At 69.3% G+C, this 19,211-nt stretch carries 20 protein-coding genes; 10 read left to right on the forward strand and 10 right to left on the reverse strand.

The window, feature by feature from the left end:
• Positions 1 to 14: 14 nt before the first annotated feature.
• The 3 genes from DMC64_RS10625 to DMC64_RS10635 all read right to left on the reverse strand — a co-directional run bounded on the left by DMC64_RS10625 (position 15) and on the right by DMC64_RS10635 (position 3,051).
• Positions 15 to 683 carry a heme oxygenase (biliverdin-producing) gene (locus tag DMC64_RS10625; RefSeq protein WP_125733351.1) on the reverse strand — a complete coding sequence of 223 codons (669 nt, stop codon included), beginning with the start codon at positions 681 to 683 and terminating at the stop codon, positions 15 to 17.
• 79 nt (positions 684 to 762) lie between these two features.
• Positions 763 to 1,350, reverse strand: a complete 588-nt coding sequence (locus tag DMC64_RS10630; protein WP_125733352.1) for a TetR/AcrR family transcriptional regulator — start codon at positions 1,348 to 1,350, stop codon at positions 763 to 765.
• Positions 1,351 to 1,551: 201 nt separating this feature from the next.
• Positions 1,552 to 3,051 (reverse strand): glutamate-cysteine ligase family protein, encoded by a 1,500-nt coding sequence (locus DMC64_RS10635; RefSeq protein ID WP_037348067.1) that lies wholly within the window; start codon positions 3,049 to 3,051, stop codon positions 1,552 to 1,554.
• 216 nt (positions 3,052 to 3,267) lie between these two features.
• Between DMC64_RS10635 and DMC64_RS10640 the strand changes: the two genes are divergently transcribed.
• Both DMC64_RS10640 and DMC64_RS10645 read left to right on the forward strand, forming a co-directional pair.
• Positions 3,268 to 4,083 carry an RNA methyltransferase gene (locus DMC64_RS10640; RefSeq protein ID WP_125733353.1) on the forward strand — a complete coding sequence of 272 codons (816 nt, stop codon included), beginning with the start codon at positions 3,268 to 3,270 and terminating at the stop codon, positions 4,081 to 4,083.
• A 27-nt stretch (positions 4,084 to 4,110) separates the two neighbouring features.
• Positions 4,111 to 4,713, forward strand: a complete 603-nt coding sequence (locus DMC64_RS10645) for a DUF2537 domain-containing protein (protein ID WP_037348064.1) — start codon at positions 4,111 to 4,113, stop codon at positions 4,711 to 4,713.
• On the opposite strand, the gene DMC64_RS10650 is transcribed toward DMC64_RS10645, so the two are convergent.
• Positions 4,710 to 5,525, reverse strand: a complete 816-nt coding sequence (locus DMC64_RS10650; RefSeq protein ID WP_125733354.1) for a hypothetical protein — start codon at positions 5,523 to 5,525, stop codon at positions 4,710 to 4,712. The two genes, DMC64_RS10645 and DMC64_RS10650, sit on opposite strands and share 4 nt — an antisense overlap.
• Positions 5,526 to 5,557: 32 nt before the next feature.
• Between DMC64_RS10650 and DMC64_RS10655 the strand changes: the two genes are divergently transcribed.
• On the forward strand, positions 5,558 to 5,923 hold the full coding sequence (locus DMC64_RS10655) for an MmcQ/YjbR family DNA-binding protein (protein WP_038507909.1): 366 nt from the start codon (positions 5,558 to 5,560) through the stop codon (positions 5,921 to 5,923).
• Positions 5,924 to 5,959: 36 nt separating this feature from the next.
• On the opposite strand, the gene sepH is transcribed toward DMC64_RS10655, so the two are convergent.
• From sepH to DMC64_RS10675, 4 genes are all read right to left on the reverse strand, one after another.
• A complete protein-coding gene (gene sepH, locus DMC64_RS10660; RefSeq protein WP_038507911.1) occupies positions 5,960 to 6,805 on the reverse strand; it encodes a septation protein SepH in 846 nt (281 codons plus the stop codon).
• A gap of 190 nt (positions 6,806 to 6,995) precedes the next feature.
• A complete protein-coding gene (locus DMC64_RS10665) occupies positions 6,996 to 8,162 on the reverse strand; it encodes an ATP-binding protein (RefSeq protein WP_125733355.1) in 1,167 nt (388 codons plus the stop codon).
• A complete protein-coding gene (locus tag DMC64_RS10670; RefSeq protein WP_037348058.1) occupies positions 8,159 to 8,818 on the reverse strand; it encodes a response regulator transcription factor in 660 nt (219 codons plus the stop codon). The genes DMC64_RS10665 and DMC64_RS10670 overlap by 4 nt, the downstream gene beginning before the upstream one ends.
• A gap of 159 nt (positions 8,819 to 8,977) precedes the next feature.
• Positions 8,978 to 10,780 carry an alpha-L-fucosidase gene (locus DMC64_RS10675; protein ID WP_125733356.1) on the reverse strand — a complete coding sequence of 601 codons (1,803 nt, stop codon included), beginning with the start codon at positions 10,778 to 10,780 and terminating at the stop codon, positions 8,978 to 8,980.
• Positions 10,781 to 11,010: 230 nt separating this feature from the next.
• On the opposite strand from DMC64_RS10675, the gene DMC64_RS10680 reads away from it, so the two are divergent.
• From DMC64_RS10680 to DMC64_RS10700, 5 genes are all read left to right on the forward strand, one after another.
• Complete coding sequence (locus DMC64_RS10680; protein ID WP_125733357.1) at positions 11,011 to 11,556, forward strand: hypothetical protein; 546 nt, start codon at positions 11,011 to 11,013, stop codon at positions 11,554 to 11,556.
• Complete coding sequence (locus DMC64_RS10685) at positions 11,553 to 12,653, forward strand: peptidoglycan-binding protein (RefSeq protein WP_125733358.1); 1,101 nt, start codon at positions 11,553 to 11,555, stop codon at positions 12,651 to 12,653. The genes DMC64_RS10680 and DMC64_RS10685 overlap by 4 nt, the downstream gene beginning before the upstream one ends.
• Positions 12,650 to 13,336 carry an ABC transporter ATP-binding protein gene (locus DMC64_RS10690; protein WP_037348052.1) on the forward strand — a complete coding sequence of 229 codons (687 nt, stop codon included), beginning with the start codon at positions 12,650 to 12,652 and terminating at the stop codon, positions 13,334 to 13,336. The genes DMC64_RS10685 and DMC64_RS10690 overlap by 4 nt, the downstream gene beginning before the upstream one ends.
• Positions 13,333 to 14,547 carry an ABC transporter permease gene (locus DMC64_RS10695; protein WP_125733359.1) on the forward strand — a complete coding sequence of 405 codons (1,215 nt, stop codon included), beginning with the start codon at positions 13,333 to 13,335 and terminating at the stop codon, positions 14,545 to 14,547. The genes DMC64_RS10690 and DMC64_RS10695 overlap by 4 nt, the downstream gene beginning before the upstream one ends.
• A gap of 80 nt (positions 14,548 to 14,627) precedes the next feature.
• The gene (locus DMC64_RS10700) at positions 14,628 to 15,827 is read left to right on the forward strand and encodes a glycosyltransferase 87 family protein (RefSeq protein WP_125733360.1); all 1,200 of its coding nucleotides are present in this window, start codon (positions 14,628 to 14,630) and stop codon (positions 15,825 to 15,827) included.
• 5 nt (positions 15,828 to 15,832) lie between these two features.
• On the opposite strand, the gene serC is transcribed toward DMC64_RS10700, so the two are convergent.
• A complete protein-coding gene (serC, locus tag DMC64_RS10705; protein ID WP_125693785.1) occupies positions 15,833 to 16,960 on the reverse strand; it encodes a phosphoserine transaminase in 1,128 nt (375 codons plus the stop codon).
• Positions 16,961 to 17,076: 116 nt separating this feature from the next.
• Between serC and DMC64_RS10710 the strand changes: the two genes are divergently transcribed.
• Together DMC64_RS10710 and DMC64_RS10715 are read left to right on the forward strand one after the other, a co-directional pair.
• Positions 17,077 to 17,394 carry a hypothetical protein gene (locus DMC64_RS10710; RefSeq protein ID WP_125733361.1) on the forward strand — a complete coding sequence of 106 codons (318 nt, stop codon included), beginning with the start codon at positions 17,077 to 17,079 and terminating at the stop codon, positions 17,392 to 17,394.
• On the forward strand, positions 17,394 to 17,858 hold the full coding sequence (locus DMC64_RS10715) for a hypothetical protein (protein WP_037348047.1): 465 nt from the start codon (positions 17,394 to 17,396) through the stop codon (positions 17,856 to 17,858). Before DMC64_RS10710 ends, DMC64_RS10715 begins: the two co-directional genes overlap by 1 nt.
• Here the strand turns inward: DMC64_RS10715 and DMC64_RS10720 are convergent.
• Positions 17,855 to 19,201, reverse strand: coding sequence for a serine hydrolase (locus DMC64_RS10720; RefSeq protein ID WP_037348046.1), 1,347 nt, complete (start codon positions 19,199 to 19,201; stop codon positions 17,855 to 17,857). The genes DMC64_RS10715 and DMC64_RS10720 overlap by 4 nt on opposite strands.
• Positions 19,202 to 19,211 lie beyond the last annotated feature (10 nt).

Consider the following 19,211-nt stretch of genomic DNA (forward strand, 5'->3'; position numbering starts at 1 on the left):
CCGGACGCACCAGGTCAGGCGGCCCGGTACTCGTCCAGTTCGCTCGCCAGCTCGTCGAATACCGCGATGTTGCACTCGAAGGCCACGATGGCCTCCTCGATCAGTCGCGCGCGTTCGTCCTCGCTCCACGGAGCCGCGTTCAGCTGTTCGCGGTAGTTGTCCCGGAACTTCGGAGCGCTGCCCAGCTGGTCGAAGTGGTAGAACAGCGAACCCGCCTCGGTGAGCTCGTACTTGCGCTCCAGCAGCCGCCGGATGACCTGACCGCCGGCGATGTCGCCGAGGTAGCGCGTGTAGTGGTGGGCGACGAACCCGCCGGACCAGTCCGACGCCTCGGCCACGCGCCGCGCGTAACGCTCCGTCGAGGGCAGCGGCCGGACGGTCTCGCGCCAGTCCGGGCCGACGAGGTGTTCGAGGTCGCGTTCGAGGCTGGGTAGCCGCCGCAGCTCCTCGAAGACGAACTTGCCCGCCACCGGGTCTTTCGCCAGCTTGTCGGCGGCCTGCTCGATCGCCTGGTAGATGAAGTAGTACTGGATCGCCAGCCGCGTGTACCCGTCGCGCGTGAGCTCGCCGCCGAGCAGCGCGTTCATGTACTCGGAGTGGTTGGCCCGCTCGTGGGCGGGCAGGGTGGAGGCGCGCAGGGTCGCGGAGAACGGCCCGGATTCGACGTCGGTGGTCACCGGCATGGACAGAGCCTCCAAGCATCGATCTGACATGCTGTCAGAAAGAGCGTAAGGCACGATTGCGGGTTAGGCTACCCTAATTTTACCCGTTTTCCGACATCCCGACCGCTCTGAGCACGAAGCGCACGGCTCCCTCGATCGCGTCGTCCAGCCGTTCGGGTGGCACGTCGACCACCTGACGGCTGCCGAGCGCGGCGGTGATCATCGGGATCAGGAGGTCGGGATCCTCGTCCGGCACTCCCTCCGCGAGGATCTCCCGCAGCTGGCCGGTGATCGGGTCGGCGTGCGCGCTGATCCGCCGGTACGCGGCGGGTGCCAGCGCCGACGCGAGCGCCGTCCCCGGCGGCAGGTGGTACTCGGCGAGCACCCGCAGCTGGAGCCGGACGAACGTCGAAAGCTTCTCGACCGGGGTGTCGGCCTTCGCGACGGTCGCCGTCAGCCGTTCGACGTACCGCGTCGCCTCGTCCTCGACGAAGGCCACCAGCAGGCTTTCCTTGTCGGGGAAGTGGTTGTACATCGCCGTCCGGCCGAGGCCCGCTTCAGCGGCGACACCCGCGAGCGTGATCGCGTCGAACCCGCGCTCGTACAGCTGGCCGCGCAGGACTTCGAACACCCTGCTGCGGACCTCTCGCCGGTGCTCCTCCAGCGAGCGGCCGATGATCTTGGGCACGAGCCACCTCCCTGGGAGGAAACTCTAAACCCGGTGTCTCAAAGCGCGCTTTCGGATTTCCGTAGCCGGGCCGCGGCGTCAGCTGGTCACTCACCCGGCCGTGACAGCGGCCCACCTCCGCAAATCCGAGGCCTCCGGCCGAAAAGAAACGCGCGCGCGTGTCCTCACGGCCCAGCCGAGCCTCGGTTTGAGAGGCACCCCCTAAGCCTCCAGTGGCCAGGTGTGCACCGGCGTCTCCGTGGCGGACAGCTCCAGATACCGGCCCAGCATCCGGTTCAGCGCGGTCTCCCGTTCGGCGCCGCGCTCCTCCGCGCGCAGGACGTACTCCCGCTGCCACGCCGCGCCGGTCCGCCTGGTGAGACACCGCTGCTCGATGATGCCCAGATAGCGCTCTCTCGCCTCGTCCGAAACGTCCGACCGGCGCAGTCCCTCGTGCGCCAGCGGCAGCAGGACCCGCAGCACGAGCTCGTCCGGCGGGATCCAGCCGATACCCGGCCAGTACAGCTGCGCGTCGAAACCCCGGCGCGCGCCCGCGTACATGTTCTCCTCGGCGGCCTGGAACGACATCTGTGTCCACACTGGACGGTCGGCCTCGGCGAGGGCCCGCTGCGCGCCGTAGAAGAAGGCGGCGTTCGCGACCATGTCGACAACGGTCGGGCCGGCGGGCAGCACCCGGTTCTCCACCCGGAGATGCGGCAGGCCGTCGACGACGTCGTACACCGGCCGGTTCCAGCGCCAGACGGTGCCGTTGTGCATCCGCAGCTCGGTGAGTTTCGGCGCCTGCCCCGAGTCGAGTGCCTCGATCGGATCCTCACGGTCGGTCTCGGGCAGGAGACCGGGGAAGTACCGGACGTTCTCCTCGAACAGGTCGAAGATCGACGTGATCCACCGCTCGCCGAACCACACCCTCGGCCGCACGCCCTGGTTCTTCAGTTCTTCGGGCCGGGTGTCCGTGGCCTGCAGGAACAGCGGGATCCGGGTCTCGTGCCAGAGCGCCTTGCCGAGCAGGAACGGCGAATTCGCGCCGACGGCGACCTGGACGCCTGCCAGCGCCTGCGCCGCGTTCCAATGCGCCGCGAACTCCTCGGGCGCGACCTGCAGATGCAGCTGGACGGAGGTGCACGCGGCCTCGGGGAGGATCGATTCGGAGTAGCTGCGCAGCCGCTCGGGCTGCCTTCCCGGCAGCGGCGCGCCCTCCATCGAGAGGACCGTGCGCTCGCCACGAGCGGCGAAGATCCGGTCATTGAGCAACGAATAACGGGCGTTGTTGGTGAGCCACTTCTGGTCGAAGTGCTCGTGCCGCAGCGTCGGGAGGATTCCGATCATCGCCAGCGAGGCGCCGGATTCCTCGGCCTTGCGCGACGCGGCGCCCAGATACGCGTTGAGGTCGTCCTCCAGCTGCAGCGCGGATTCGCCGGCCAGCGGCCGCGGCGGCACGTTGAGCTCCAGGTTGTGCTGGCCGAGCTCGGTGGTGAACGACGGGTCGTTCAGCGCCTCGAGCACCGTCGTGTTCGTCATCGACGGGCGCATCTCCGCGTCGACGAGGTTCAGCTCGACCTCGAGCCCGATGTTCTTGCGCGGGAAGGAAAAACTTCCGTCGGTGAGCATGCGGGCCAAGGTGTCGAGGCAGCGCTGGACCTTCCGGCGATAGCGGCCGCGGTCCTGCGGCTCGGAGGGGTCCGCCGAAAGATTCTTACCCATGTTCGTCGAGCTCCTCATTGGCCACGCTCCGCGGGATCCAGGCGGGACTGCCAGGCGGCCCAACGGTTTCACGCATCGCAGTCGCCCGGCTAGCGGCCAAACTGGTGCTCTCTGTCACTAGGGGTTAACTGACAGCAAAATACGTCCGTTCGTACCACCTACCCGTCGACGTTCGGACGCAAACGCCGCGCAGCGGGCGGATGACACACTCTCCGGGTGGCTGAACTGATCACCATCGACGACCGTGACGACCCGCGGCTCGACGATTTCCGCGACTTGTCCACAGCCGATCGGCGTCCCGATAGGCCGGGTGGGCGTGGCTTTGTGATCGCCGAAGGCACCGTCGTGGTCGAGCGGCTGCTCAACTCCCGTTATCCGGTCCGCTCCCTCCTCGGGGTGCAGCGGCGATTCCACGAATTGGGCGAAACCCTGGACGCGGTCGATGTCCCCGGTTACGTGACTTCGGCCGAGACGATGGCCGACGTGGTCGGGTTCCACCTGAACCGCGGCATCCTGGCCGTCGCCGACCGGCCGGTTCCGCCGCCGTCGGTGGAAGAGGTCATCGACGGCGCACGGGTGCTCGCGATCCTCGAAGGCGTCGGTGACCACGAGAACCTCGGTTCGCTGTTCCGCAACGCGGCCGCGCTCGGCGTCGACGGGATCCTGCTCGGCGCCGGCTGCTCGGACCCGCTGTACCGGCGCAGTGTCCGCGTCTCGATGGGGCACGTCCTGCGCGTCCCGTTCGCCACCTTCGGGTCTTGGCCCGGCGACCTGGAATCGCTGCGGGACCGCGGTTTCCGCATCGCGGCCCTGACTCCTCGTGCGGATTCCGTTTCGCTGCGCCAGTTACGGGACCAGACACCGGGGAAGGTCGCGTTGATGCTGGGTGCGGAGGGCCCCGGCCTGACCGATGAGGCCATCGCCGCCGCCGACGTCGCGGTGCGGATCCCGATGCCGGAAGGCGTCGATTCGCTGAATGTCGCCACGGCGGGCGCGATCGCGTTCTACGAGACGCGTCCACCGCTATCGTGAGCACCCGAGCGATCACGAGGAGAACCCATGGAATTGCGGATCCGTGAGGGACGCGCGGTGCTGGCCGGGCCGGGCGGCGAAAGCGCGCGCGAGGTGGACCCGCACTCACTCGCGATCGGTTCGGATCTCGCCCAGGCGTTGCACGAATGGGCCAGGGTCGCCTCCGCCGTCGGCTCCTCCGGCACCGAAGCCGCTTCCGTGGTCTCCCAGCGGGGCCGCCAGCTCGCCCAGCGGGTCGCCGCCACGATGGGCACGTCGGTGCGGTTCGTCGACCCCGTCTCCGGCGACGGCGTCGTCATCGACCCGCCCGCCCCCGCACCCCGCAGCGAACTCGCTCGGCGGCTCTTCGGCACGCCGGACCCGGCCGGGGAGCCGACACCCTGGCTGACCGGGCTGACGGTTTCCGCGTTCGTCGCGGCCGTGGTCGTCGTGGCGATGCTGGCGCTGGCGAACACCCTCGCGCGTGAGACCAACGGCTGGCTGGCGCTCCTCGCGTCCGCCGTCGTGACCGCCGGGATCACGCCGTCGCTGTGGCTCGCGCGGCGGGTGCCGATCGTGCGGTGGGCGTCGTTCGGCGCGGCCGCGGGGATCGTGATCGCGTGGATCGGCGTGCTGATCGTCGTCTTCTAGCGTTTGCGGAACTTGAGACCCGGCCCGCCCGCCTGTGTCGCCGACTGCCCGTAAAGCTCATAACCGTGATAGGCGGCGATCTGGACGACCAGGTCGGCGGGAATTCGATAGGACCGCATCGGGAATCCGACCTCGGGGCTGCCGTCGAATTCCCGGGCCAGCCAGCCGACCCGGGTGGTGCGCGGGAACAGGCTGGTGGTGAACGCGGCCGGGACCATGCCGGCGAAGGCCGCCAAGAACAAGAGGTTGGTGACCGGCGCTTCGTAGCCCGACGGAATTCCGGTGATCACCGCCGCCGCGCCGAGGAGGACGATGACGGTGGCGGGGGCGATGTGATTCAACCAGGCATAGCGGAACCTGGGTCCCGTGGGCGCGGGCAGGGGAAGCCTCGGCGGCGACGGATCCCGGCTGAGCAGGAGCACCCGGTCGGCGGGGTCGCCGAAATCCGCCGCGACACGCAGGCCTTCGGTCTCGGCGACCTCCGCGACACGCCGGGCGGAGAGGTTCGCGTGCTTGAGGCTGATCCAGACCTGGTCGGAGCCGGTGAGCTGGTTCAGCAGCCAGCGTTCCCGATCCTTGTCCGGCCGGTCCGGACCGTCGAAGACCGGAACCGGCGGGACGTACCGAGGCGCGTACTGGAAACTCAGACAGCCCTGGAACATCGGCGCGATCTCCAGGTAGCCGCGGCTCCGCGCGATGCCGCGGAGTGCCTCCGGGTCGATCCGCCATTCCATCGGTGAGACATGTGTGTACGGCGTCCCGGTGAAGACCTGGAAACGCAATCGGACGGTGCGTACGTACCAATCCTGCATGAAATCCCCCCGGCCCGAGGATACTGAGATCCATGGCCGGAGATCCGCTCGATTCACTCAGACGGCTCTGTCTCGCGCTGCCGGAAACCTCCGAGCGGCTCAGTCACGGCGAGCCGACCTGGTTCGTGCGCGGCAAGAAGACGTTCGTCATGTACGCGGACCGTCATCACGACGACAAGGTCGCCTTCTGGTGCCCGGCGCCGCCCGGGGCGCAGGAGGAACTGGTGGGCGCCGAGCCGGAGCGGTTCTTCCGGCCGCCGTATGTCGGCCATCGGGGGTGGCTCGGGGTGCGGCTGGACACCGACGTCGACTGGGCCGAGATCGGACAGATCGTCACCGACGCGTATTGCCTCGTGGCGCCGAAATCCCTGATCGCGCAGGTCCCCGGACGCACGTAATGGCCCCTCCACCGGAAGGGGCCACTACGTGCGGATTCAACCTCGTTGCGATCGGACGCCCAAGAGGACGTCTTCCCAGGATGGAACGATGGGGTGGTTCTTCTTCCCCTTCGCCCGTGGAGCGGGTTCGGCCACTTCCTCCGGCTCGTCAGCCGGAAGTGGTGGCTCGGCATCTTCTTCGGGCTCGGCTATCGGCGCGTCGATCACCTTCGCGACCGGCTCGTCCGGGACCGAATCGAGGGTCGGCTGGACGACCGCGTCCCTGCCGGGCTCGAGTGCCCGTACCGTGCGCGGGGCACGGTAGGCGTTGGGGTTGAGCAGGACTTCGGCGTTCTCGTCGAGGGCCTGCACGGTGCCGCCGTGCGCGCCGGGGGCGAACGCCCAGTGCGCGCGGTTGTCCGAACGGCCGGCCTTCCAGCTCAGCACGACGACCCACTTGCCGTCGTCGCCGCGCCAGGAGTCCCAGGTCGCCTGGCTGTAGTCGTGACCGCGCTGCCCGAAGGAGTGCGCGACGACCTCGCCGAGGGTCTGGACGTCGGGACCGTCCTCGCGGACCGGATGCGCCCGCTGGGCCAGTTCGGCGGTGCGGGATCGTTCGAGCAGGACGGGGTACGCGAACCGCTCGACGCGCTGCACGGTGACGCCGGCGCTGCTCGCGACCTGCTCCACGGACTCACCGGCCCGGATTCGTGCCTGGATCTCGCGTGGCCGCATTTGGCTCTCCAACTCGATTTCGATCTGGCCGAGGCGGGTGATGTCACCCCTCGCCGCCGCTCGCAGCCTCTCATCCGCGGGGAGCAGGAAGCGCGTGCGGCTCGCCGGGTCTTCACACACGATGGACTTACCGTCCTCGTGCAGCCCGACCACCCGTAGCGCTCGCATTCTCGCCTCCCCGATTCTTCACCTTTGTGGGTGTCCACGTTAAAACGGCGCGTCGCCTTGACGTGTGAGGCGCGCCGATGTCATGTGTCCTGCTCACTATTTTGTTCATGACGGCAAGGGGAATTCTGCGGGAGCGAAGGCCGCCTTGCCGCGTGACGCGCCGGACACGCACAGTCACGATCGGGGGAATCTACGGCAGCCGCACCCGGACGACCAGTCCGCCGCCGCGGCCGCCTGGTTCCGCGCCCGCGGTCCCGCCGTGCGCCTTCGCGATGGACCGGACGATCGACAGGCCGAGCCCGGCGTTGCGGGAGTCGCCGGTGCGGTCGCCCGAAAGCCGGCGGAACGGCTCGAACAGGGCGGGTACGGCGTCCAGTGGCACCTGCGGGCCGGTGTTGCGCACCACCAGCGCCGGATCGCCGCCGATGTCGACGTGGATCCAGCCGCCCTGGCGGTTGTAGGTGATGGCGTTGTGCACGAGGTTCGTGACCAGCCGTTCCAGCAGCACGGGATCGCCGGACACCGTCCGCGGCCGCAGCTGCGACTCCACCGTGACCCCCGCCTCCTCGGCCATGGCCGACGCCGACCGGATCACCGTCGCCGCGACCTCGTCCAGCCGGACGGGGGCTCGCGCGGCCAGGCCGCGGTCACTGCGGGCGAGCACGAGCAGGCCTTCGATCATCCGTTCGCTGCGTTCGTTGGTGTAGATCAGATGTTCGCCGAGTTTCCGGACCTCGGGGGTCGCGTCGGGATCCGCCATCGCGACCTCGACCAGCGTCCGCTGCACCGCGAGCGGGGTCCGTAGTTCGTGGGAAGCGTTGGCGACGAAGCGTTTCTGGCTGTCGAACGACACGGCGAGGCGGTCGAGCATGCCGTCGAAGGTGTCCGCGAGTTCCTTGAGTTCGTCGTCGGGGCCGTCGAGGTCGATGCGCCGGTCGAGGTTCTCGACCTCGAGTTTCCTTGCCGTGGAAGTGATCGCGTGCAACGGCCGCAGCACGCGGCTCGCCATCAGCCAGCCGAGCAGCACCGCGAGCCCGCCGGCGATCGCCAGCGCCACCAGTGATTGCCAAAGCAGGGTCGAAAGGACGTCCGAGCGGTATTCGGTGATCGACGTCGCGACCAGTTGTGTGGCCTGGGCGCGTTCGACGGGGAGGATGGTCGTCGTGTCCAGTGGATACGCCCTGGCGACCTCGAACTGCGCCCCCGCAGTCGCCCCGTTCGCGAAAGTGGCCGTGTCCGGCAGGGTCGAGCTCACCAGCAGGTAGTTGACGATGAGCAGGGCGAGCCCGACGATCAGGAACGCGCCGCCGTAGAGCGCCGTCAGCTTGGTGCGGACGGAGAGCCGGAGCGGCTTCACGACCCGAACCGGTAACCCGCGCCGGGCACGGTCTCGATCAGCGGCGGCTCGCCGAGTTTGCGCCGCAACGTCATCATCGCCACCCGGACGGCGTTCGTGAACGGGTCGGCGTGTTCGTCCCACGCCTTCTCCAGCAGTTCTTCCGCGCTGACCACGGTCCCTTCGGCGCGCATGAGCACCTCCAAGACGGCGAATTCCTTGGGGGACAAGGGAAGGAACCGGCCGTCGCGGGACGCCTGGTGCCGGGGCAGGTCGAGGACGACGCCGCCGCGTTCCAGCACCGGCGGCAACGCCGGCCGTGCGCGCCGCGAGAGCGCCTGCACCCTGGCGACGAGTTCGGCGAACGCGAACGGTTTCGTCAGGTAGTCGTCGGCGCCGAGGCCCAGCCCGGCGACCCGGTCGTTGACGTCGGCCGCGGCCGTCAGCATGAGGACCCGCGCCTCGCCGCCGGTCCCGATCACCGCGGCGCAGACTTCGTCGCCGTGCACGACGGGGAGGTCCCGGTCGAGCACGACGACGTCGTAACCGTGCACTCCCACCCGGTCCAGGGCCTGCGCGCCGTCGTAGCAGACGTCGACGGCCATGGAGAACCGTCGCAGGCCCTCGGCGATCGTGTCCGCCAGGAGCCGCTCGTCTTCCACCACCAGCACTCTCACCTGGTCAGTCTGCCCCGGGAGGGGGTAAGCGGGGGATAAGCGTGGATCATCCGGCCGGGTGGTCCGCGTGTTGCGAAAGCCACTTTCGCAACGTTCAAGGTTGCGAAAGTGGCTTTCGCAACGTCACTTCGCGTCGCGAGTTCCGGTTTCGAGCACGCGTCAGCCGACCGGGTGCAACTGCCGGGCCGGGATCACCTGCTGCGGAGTGTTCGGGCTGGACCACAGCAGCTTCATCGACGCCTCCCCGCCGCGTTCGGTGTGTTCGAGCCGGATCGCGTACGTCCGCCCGGCGACCAGATCGAGAGTCGCTTTGTCGACACTCGGCCCGTGGGGTGTGGTGTTGTCGATCAGGAGTTTCCCGTCGACCCACAGCCGCACGGTGTCGTCCGAGACCGTGGTGAACGTGTACTTCCCGGTGTCGCGCGCGGTGACCTGCCCGGTCCAGCGCGACGAGAAGGTCTCCGCCGGGATCTTCGCGTCCGGTGAGCCGGTGAACTTCCAGTTGTGGTTCACGCCCGGCTCGACCCGCCGCACCGTCGGCGTCCCGGTGAAGTCCGCGTTCGGCCAGTATTCGGCGGTCAGTCCGGTCCCGCGCCCGGCGGGTGCCTGCGGCAGCGGGTCGACACTCAGCTCGATGACGGTCGCGATGTCGTTCGTCCGGCTGCCCGACGGTGTGAGCTTCACGCTGCCGGGTGACTGCTCGACCCGCACGCGCTGACGGCTGCCGAGCACCCGCGCGTCGCGGACGCGGAAAGGCGCCAACGTGTCGAGCGTCAGCGAACCGCCCGAAGCGGGCCAATCGAACACCGACGCGTAAAGCTTGTCGCCGCGACGGCTGACGACGCCCCAGCCCGGTTCCGCGACCAGACCTGGCGCGCCCGCCCCGTAGACGGCCGCGGATTGGCCGTTCGTTCGCAGCCACTGGCCCATCTGCTTCAGCCTGTCGATGGATTCCCGCGGTACCCGGCCGTTGCGATCCGGGCCGACGTTGAGCAGGAAGTTCCCGCTACGGCCGGCGATCGAGAGCAGTTTCCTGGTGAGGTCCGCCGAGGACTTCCAGTTGTGGTCCCAATCGGTGTAGCCCCAGCTGCCGTTGAGGGTCATGCACGATTCCCACAGCTGCCCGTCGACCGGCTTGTCCGGGATTTCCTGTTCGGGCGTTCCGGTGTCGCCGTCGACCACCCGCCGTTTGCCGACGCGGTTGTTGACCACAATGGACGGATCGAGGCTGCGGACGTAAGCCTCCAGCTCCTCGCCGTCCCTTTCCGTCCAAGGGTTGTTGGGCCGGTCGGTGCTCCATTCGCCGTCGAACCACAGGACCGCCGGGTGGTAGTTGTCGACGAGCTCCTTGAGCTGGGCGTACATCCGCTCCTTGTACTTCGGGAACGTCGCGGGGTCCGGGAAATCCGGGTCGTGCCAATCCCAGATCGAGTAGTAGAAGCCGAGTTTGACGTCGCGCGCGGCCGTCGCGCGCTTCAGTTCGGCGAGGATGTCGCGCTTCTTGTCGAACGCCGAGTGGTCACGGAGGTTGAATTTGTTGACCTTCGTCGGCCACATCGCGTAGCCCTCGTGGTGCTTCGACGTGATCACCACGTACTTCTGCCCGGCGTCCTTCGCCGACTGCGCGATGGCGTTCGCGTCGAAACCGGCGGGGTTGAACTTCGCGGCGATCTGCTCGTATTCGGCGCGCGGGATCTGGCAGTTCCGCTGGATCCATTCGGCGTCCTGGCAAACGCTTCCATCAGGGCGGGTGTACTTCCCCTGGAGCTGCGAGTACGCGCCGAAGTGGATGAACTGGCCGAAGCGGTCGTCGCGCCACCAGCGCGTCCGGTCGGCGGTGAACGGGTCGTCGTAGGCGTGATCGGACGGGAGTGGCGCGGCTTCCGCGGCGGGCGCGACGCCCAGTGCGGTGGTCGCGATGACGAGGGCCGCCAGGGCCCGGAGTGGCTTGCGGCGATTCATGCACTCCTCCTCGCTGAGGTGTGGACGTCGGGGACTTTAGGAAGCCAGAGGTCGGATGTAAACCTCCGAAAGGCCCATCAGGGAGCTAGTTCACCCGGAAAGACGGCAGAAAGGTCGGATCTCTGTTCCGCTGATCGGGACGGTAAGCGCGGCATAAGCAACATCGCTTACCGCCCCGGAATCGCCGTCTCCGTAGAAATCGGGGCGCCAGGACGACCGAAGGAGCAGCGATGCGGAAACGACCCATGGCGGTACTGATCGCCGGAGCGGTCTTCGCGCTCGTGGCCGGTTGCGGTGGTGGCGGGGACGGCGGCGACAAGGTCGCCTCGATCTCTTCCCCGCCCGCCGCCGGCGCGGGCGACGGGAAGCAGGCGGACAACGTGTCCGACGAGGACAAGATCCGCGACTACCGGAAATGCATGCGCGAGCACGGGATCGACATGCCGGAGCCCAAACCCGGCGCCAACGGGCAGGACACCGTCACCTTCGACGCGCGCGACATGCCGGACGAGAAGAAGATGAACGCCGCGAGCGAGGCGTGCAAGAAGCTGCTGCCGAACGGCGGCGAGATCAAGCCGCCCACGCCCGAAGAGCTCGACAAGATGCGCAAGGAAGCGAAGTGCATGCGCGAGCACGGCATCGACTTCCCCGACCCCGAGCCCGGCGGCAAGGGCGCGGCCATCGCGATGGACGCCGGCGGCGACCCCAAGAAGTTCGAAGAAGCGGCGAAGGCCTGCGGTCTCGGCATGACCATGAGGGCGGCCCCGGCGAAATGAGCGAACACGAAGGACCCGGCGGCGCACGGCGGTCGCGCCGGGCGCGCTGGTTCATCATCGCGGCGGTCCTCGTCGTCGTGGCCGGGACGATGTCCGTGGTCGTGCTGACCAGGGTCACCTCCGAAGCCCAGCAGGTCGGGCAGGCGCCGCCGCCGGTCGAGACCGCGAAGGTCGAGAAGACCGACCTGCAGGAGGAAGAGGAAGCGAACGGGAAACTGGGCTACGGCGAGGAAAGCTCCCTCGCCGGCCGGAAACAGGGCACGATCACCTCCCTGCCGGACGCGGGCGCGGTGCTCACCCGCGGCAAGGCCGTGTACGGCGTCGACGCCAAACCCGTCCCGTTGTTCTACGGCACGCTGCCGTTCTTCCGCGACCTCGCCGACGGGGCCGTGGACGGCCCGGACGTCAAGCAGCTGGAAGAGAACCTGAAGGCGCTCGGTTTCGGCGGTTTCGGCACGCCCGACAAGAAGTTCACCTCCGCGACCGCCGCCGCGATCAAGAAATGGCAGAAGTCGCTGGGCTTGGAGCAGACCGGCGCGTTCGGGCAGGGCGACGTCGTCCTTGCGCCGGGTGAGATCCGGGTTTCGCAGGTCGCCGCGCAACTCGGCGGCCCCGGCGGCGGCGAACTGCTGAAGTACACCGGCACCGAGCGTCTCGTCGAGGTCAAACTCGACGCCGCCAAACAGGCCATCGCCAAGGCGGGGGACAAGGTCGGGGTCGACATCACCGGCGGCAAGACCACGACCGGCGTGATCACCGACGTCGGCAAGGTCGCGGAGAACGGCAAGGACGGCACCGGGCAGGACGACGGCAAGCCGAAGATCAAGGTGAAGATCAAACTGGACGATCCGGCCGCGGCGGGCTCGCTCGATTCGACACCGGTGTCCGTGCGGTTCACCAAGGAAGTCCACAGTGGAGTGTTGGCGGTCCCGGTCGGGGCACTGCTCGCGCTCGCCGAGGGCGGATACGCCGTCGAGGTCGACGAAGGCGGCAAGCGTCGTCTCATCGCGGTGAAGACCGGCTTGTTCTCCGGCGGACGTGTCGAAGTCACCGGTGCCGGCCTCGCCGCCGGGATGCGGGTGGTGACGACGTCATGACCCCGGTGCTGGCCGTGCGCAACGCCTCGCGCACCTATCCCGGCGGCGTGCGCGCCCTGCACGAGGTGACACTGTCCATTGAGGACAGGGAGATGGTCGCCATCCTCGGCCCGTCCGGTTCCGGCAAGTCGACGCTGCTGCAGCTGATGGGCACGCTCGACCGGCCGACCGGTGGCGTCATCGAACTGCGCGGGCACGACGTGGCGAAACTGCCCGACCGCAAGCTTTCGGCGTTGCGGTCGCGGTGGATCGGGTTCGTGTTCCAGCAGTTCTTCCTCAGCGAGGGGGTGAGCGCGGTCGACAACGTCGCGACGGGACTGCTGTACGCGGGGGTGCCGCGGCGGAAACGGCGCGAGCGGGCGCTGGCCGCGCTCGACCGCGTTGGGCTCGCGCACCGGGCCGGGCATTTCCCGAACGAGCTCTCCGGCGGGGAACGGCAGCGGGTGGCGATCGCGCGGGCGGTCGTCAACTCGCCGTCGATCCTGCTGGCCGACGAGCCGACCGGGAACCTCGACACGGGCAACGGCGCGGCGATCCTCAACCTGCTGGCCACGTTGAGCTCGCAGGGGACGACGGTCGTGATCATCACGCACGACCGGGAGATCGCGGCGGGCATCCCGCGGCGGATCGAACTGCGGGACGGGCGGATCCGGCTCGACACCGGGACGGGGGTGCTGGTGTGAGCGCGCCCGTCCTCGACAAGACGCCGGATCCGGCCCGGCTCGGCCCGCGTGACGTGCTGAACCTCGGCGCGCACGGGATGCGGACGCGGCCGATGCGGGCGGTGCTGTCCGCGCTCGGCATCGGGATCGGGATCGCCGCGATGGTGGCGGTGCTCGCGATCCCGGCGTCGGGCGCGAAGGCGTTGCAAGACCAGCTGGCCGCGCTGGGCACCAACCTGCTCACGGCAGGGCCGGGCAAGACGATGTTCGGCGGCGACGCGACCCTGCCGGACAGCGCGGTGCCGATGGCGAAACGGATCGCCCCGGTGACGGCGGCGTCCGCGACCGGGACCACCGGCGGGTCCGTGCGGCGCACGGACAAGGTCGACAAGGACGAGACATCCGGCCTCGGCGTCTACGCGGCGACGCCGGATCTTCTCGACGTCATCGGCGGTGCTGTCCGCGACGGGCAGTTCCTCCGGGACGCCACTCGCGACTATCCGGTCGTCGTGCTGGGTTCGGTCGCGGCGGCGCGGCTCGGGATCGACCACATCGACCCGGCGAAACCGCCGCAGGTGTACATCGACGGGAAGTGGTTCACCGTGGGCGGGATCCTCGGGCCGACGCCGCTGGCGCCCGAGATCGAGCGTTCGGTGCTGGTCGGCTGGGACGCGGCCAAGCGGCTCCTCGACTTCGAGGGCCACCCGACGACCGTGTACGTGCGGGCGAAGGATTCGCAGGTCGAGAACGTGCGGTCGGTGCTCGCGCAGACGATGAACCCGGAGGCGCCGAACGAGGTCGAGGTCCGTCGTCCGTCGGAAGCGCTGGAGGCGCAGAAGCTGACGGAGAACACCTACAGCGCGCTGTTCCTCGGGCTCGGCGGGGTCGCGTTGCTGGTCGGCGGCGTCGGGGTGGCCAACACGATGGTGATCTCGGTGCTGGAACGGCGGCGGGAGATCGGCCTCCGCCGGGCGCTCGGCGCGACGAAACGGCAGGTGAGAGGCCAGTTCCTGGCCGAGTCGGTGCTGTTGTCGGGGCTCGGCGGGATCGCCGGGGTCCTGGTCGGGGTGCTGGTGACGTCCGGCTACGCGCTGAGCCAGGGCTGGCCCGCGGTGCTGCCCGTCGGCGCCCTGCTCGGCGGGGTCGGGATCTCGGCACTGGTCGGTGCCGTCGCCGGTGCCTACCCGGCGATGCGCGCGGCACGCCTGCCCCCGACCCAGGCCCTCGCCTAGCTCGCATTTAGTCCTCTGGATGCGCTGGTTCACCGCATCCAGAGGACTGAACGCGGGGCGACGGTGGGTAATCTCGCCGGGTGCTGGTGGGATTGTCGGGGCGGAAACTCGCGGGGGCGTTGCTCGCGCTCGAAGCCGTCGTGGTCGGCGTGCTGTTCACGCTCAAGGTGTTCGACGGCCAGGACCTCGAGGTCTACATCGGCGGCGCGCGGCTGCTCGTCGACTCGGGCGACCCGTACGGCGCGTGGGTGCAGACGCACGGCGGCTGGCTGCCCTTCACCTACACGCCGTTCGCGGCGGCGGTGTTCCTGCCCGGCACCCTCCTGTCGACCGCGCTGGCCACGCGACTGGTCGGGCTCGCGTCGATCATCGCGGGCGGGGTCGTCGTCTATCTCTTCGTCGCGACGCTCAACGGTTCGCTCACCGATCGTTCCGCCGTCCGGGGCCGCGCCATCGCCGTCCTGGCGGCGATCGGGGCACAGGCCGTCGGCGGGATCATGGAGCCGGTCCGCTCGACGCTCGGCTTCGGCCAGGTGAACACCCTGCTGATGCTGCTCGTCGTCCTCGACGCCCTCCTGCCGGGCCGCGCCCGCACGAAGGGCCTCCTGATCGGCGTCGCCGCGGCGATCAAGCTGACGCCTGCCTTCTTCATCCTGTTCTTCTTGTTCCGCAAGGACTTCCGCTCCGCGGGCCGGGTGGTGGCCGGTTTCCTCGGCGCGGGCGCGCTGATGTTCCTGACCGCGCCCGGCGCGTCGGCGCGGTTCTGGACGGACATCCTGTTCGACACCAGCCGCATCGGCGATCGCGGTTACGTCGGCAACCAGTCGCTGCGCGGGATGCTCGCGCGGTTCGGTTTCGGTTCGGCGGAAGACGTCGTCTGGGTGCTGGCCTCGATCGCCGTGGTCGCGCTGACCGCGTTCGTGATCGTGCGTGTCGCGGAGCCGGTGGTCGCGCTGACCGTGTGTGCCGTCGGTGGGCTGCTGGTGTCACCGGTTTCGTGGACGCACCACTGGATCTGGTGCGTGCCGATCCTGGTGCTGCTGATCTGGGCGCGTTCGGTCTTTTCGTACGCGCTCGCGGCGGTGACGGTGGCGTTGTTCGTGATCGCGCCGATGTGGCTCGCGCCGCGGCCCGCCGGGAGCTTCGGCTGGTGGCTGGCGACGGAGTCCTACGTCCTGTACGGCCTGGTCCTGCTCGCCCTGGCCGCAGCCTTCCGCAAGTCCGTGAAGGCCTCCTTGAGGGACTCTGGGTCCCTCAAGGAGGCCTTCACGGACAGCTAGCTAGCTCAGCCCAGGCGCTCGACGACGTACTCGATGCTCTGGGTCAGCTTCGTGATGTCGTCCGGGTCGATGGCCGGGAACAGGCCGACGCGCAGCTGGTTGCGGCCCAGCTTCCGGTACGGCTCGGTGTCGACGATCCCGTTGGCGCGCAGCACCTTCGCCACCGCGGCGGCGTCCACCTCGTCGGCGAAGTCGATGGTGCCGACGACCTGCGAGCGCAGCGACGGGTCGCTGACGAACGGCGTGGTGTAGCTGGTCTTCTCGGCCCACTCGTACAGCCGGGTCGACGAGTCGCGGGTCCGCGAGGTCGTCCACTCCAGACCGCCGTTGGAGTTCATCCACTCGATCTGATCGGCCAGCAGGAACAGCGTCGACACCGCCGGGGTGTTGTACGTCTGGTCCTTGCGGGAGTTGTCGAGCGCCGTGGTCAGCGACAGGAACTCGGGGATCCAGCGGTCGCTCGCGCCGATCTCGCCGATGCGCTCGACGGCGGCGGGCGAAGCCAGCGCGATCCAGAGGCCACCGTCGGAGGCGAAGGACTTCTGGGGCGCGAAGTAGTAGACGTCGAAGTCCTCGGCCTTGACCGGCAGACCGCCCGCACCGGAGGTGGCGTCGATGGCGACGAGGGCGCCTTCGCTGCCTTCGGGACGGCGGACCGGCACCGCGACACCGGTCGAGGTCTCGTTGTGCGCCCAGCCGACCAGGTCGGCGCCGGCCTCGTAGGCGATCTCGGGCGCGCTGCCCGGGTCGGCCTTCACGACGATCGGGTCGGCGAGGAACGGGGCGCCCTTGGTCACCGTGGCGAACTTCGAGGAGAACTCGCCGTAGGTGAAATGCTGCGCACGTTCCCGCACGAGTCCGAACGCGGCGGCGTCCCAGAATGCGGTCGTCCCGCCGTTGCCGAGGACCACTTCGTAGCCTTCGGGCAGCGAGAACAATTCGGACAGACCCGCACGCACGCGGCCGACGAGGGACTTCACCGGCTTCTGACGGTGCGAGGTGCCGAGGTAGGTGGCACCGGATTTCGCCAGGTTGGCGAGCTGCTCGTCACGGACCTTGGACGGTCCGCAGCCGAAGCGGCCATCGGCAGGCTTCAGGTCCGCGGGGAGGGTCAACTCAGGTGCGTCGGTCATGTGCCCAGTCTCTCAGGTCGGGATGACCCTGCTGAAAGTCGGTGTCGCGTGTCCGGTATGTGGGATCGGAGAACTCGCTCCCGCGGGTGCCCCTCGTCCGGGTAGCTTCTCGCCTCATGGCGACAGTGCACGAGCGATTCCCCCTGGCCCCCGAGGCGTTGTGGCAGGCCCTTCCGAACGGGGTCACGGCGGTCAAGGGGAAGAACCCTTTCTACGACGCGGCCGCGGGCTACGTCACCTTCTCCACCAGCATGGGCCTCTTCAGCTACGGCCAGACGGTCACCGTCAAGGTCGAGCGGACCACCGAAGGCTCCGGGCTCGCGATCCAGACGAGCCTGAAGTTCGGCTTCGTCGACTGGGGTGAGGGCAAGCGCATCGCCCGCAAGTTCATCGCGGCCGTCGGCGCGGCGGTCGGGCACACCCCGGCGGTCTGATGCCCGAACCGTGGAGACCCCGATGGGGTTTCCTGTTCCTGTACTTCCTCGTCTTCGTCGTCCACGCGGTCTTCGCCGAGTGGGACGAGACGGCGGCGATCGGCGCACCGCTCGGTTTCGTGGCGACGCTGGTGCTCGTCTTCGTTCCCGGCCTGCCGCTCCGTCGAAGGTGGGCGGCGCTGCGGTTCACGATCCGGCGCCGGGCAGGTGTCCTCGACGTCGTGTTCGGCCCTTGGACGCTGGCCACCGCCACGCTGGATCCGGACGCCGGGACCACGCGCGGGTGGGTGGTGCTCGAAGGCGCCCCGGCGAAGTTCGTCATCGAGGACTGTCCTGACGAACTCGCCGAGTCGCTGCGCGGTCCGCGCCGGATGTGGGTCGTCGGCGACGCCCACTACGGCGACGTCCCGGTGTGCGCCGACGGCGGCCGCGAGTTCACGACCGCCGCCGTCCGCTTCCGCTAGCGCCAGCCCTCGGGGTCGACGCCGCCCGGGATGGGCGCGGCCGGGTCGAACGGGGTGCGCGAGAAGATGAACGTCGCGAGGTCGAGGTGGTTCGGCTTGCCCGCCGAATCCCGTCCGACCCGCAGCGTCTCGCCCGCGTAGTAGGCGTCGAGACCGACCCAGGTGTCGTCGCCCACCGGCGCGAACCGTGACGCGCGGCCCGGTCCGTCGGTCGGCGCGAGGGAGAACAGGCCGCCCGGGAGCAGCCGCAGGTGGTACGGCGTCGGACCCCAATGCCACAACCCGGTCAGCTCCAGCAACTTCGGGTCCACAGTGGACGGTTGCCATTCCGCGGGCATGGACGGCTCGTGCTGTTCGGTCAGGTTCATCAGGTCGAGGCACAGCTGCGTGATGCCGACGCCCGCCGTCGAGTTCGTCAGCACCAGCGCGCCGATGCCGGCGTTGGCGTCGACCAGCGAGCAGGCGAGGAAGCCCGGCATCGATCCGGTGTGCCCGGCCAGCCGCCTGCCCTCCGTGCGGACCAGCATGACGCCGAGGCCGAATCCGGTGGTCCAGGTGTCGCCGTCGTCCACGGTGACCATTTCGCGCATCTCCGCGACGGTCTGCTCGCTCAGGACGCCGCCGGTGTGCCCGCCGAGGAACGCCGTCCAGCGGGCGAGGTCGGTGGCCGTCGACCACAGCTGGCCGGCGGGGGCCATCGCGCCCGCGTCCGGCGACGGCTCCGGCATGAGGAGATCGGCGAAGGGATGCACGGCGAACCCGTCCGCGTGCGCGCCTTCCGGATGCGGCGAGGTCCGGTTCATGCCGAGCGGGCCGAGGATCTCGGCGCGGACGACGTCGAGCCACGACTGCCCGCGGTGCCGCGCGACCAGCTCGCCGAGCACGCCGTAACCGACGTTGCTGTAGTGGAACCGGCTGCCCGGCCGCAGCCGCGTCGCGCCGTCCTTGAGGCTCTCGACGAGCGCGTCCCAGTCCGCGCCCACGGTGCGCTCCCACCAGGAGCCGGGCGATTCCGCGGTCAGCCCCGAGGTGTGCGACAGCAGCTGGGCGATGGTGGCCGAGCCGAACGAGGTGCCGGGCAGGTGCTGCTCCAGCGGGTCGTTCAGGTCGAGCTTGCCTTCGTCGCGCAGCCGCATGACGGCCGTCGCGACGAGTGTCTTGGTGATCGACCCGAGCCGGTACTGCGTGTCGGCGCCCGGTGTCTCGCCGTCGACGCGTCCGCGCCCTCCGGACCAGGCGATTTCCCCGTCGCGGACGACGGCGGCGACGATGGACGGGGTGCGGCACGAGGATTGCTCGTGCGCGAGGCGGCGAAGCAGCGCCATTTCGGTCGTGGCAAGCATGGGTCGCATT

Source organism: Amycolatopsis sp. WAC 04197 (assembly GCF_003947475.1).
Classification (GTDB): Bacteria; Actinomycetota; Actinomycetes; order Mycobacteriales; family Pseudonocardiaceae; genus Amycolatopsis; species Amycolatopsis japonica.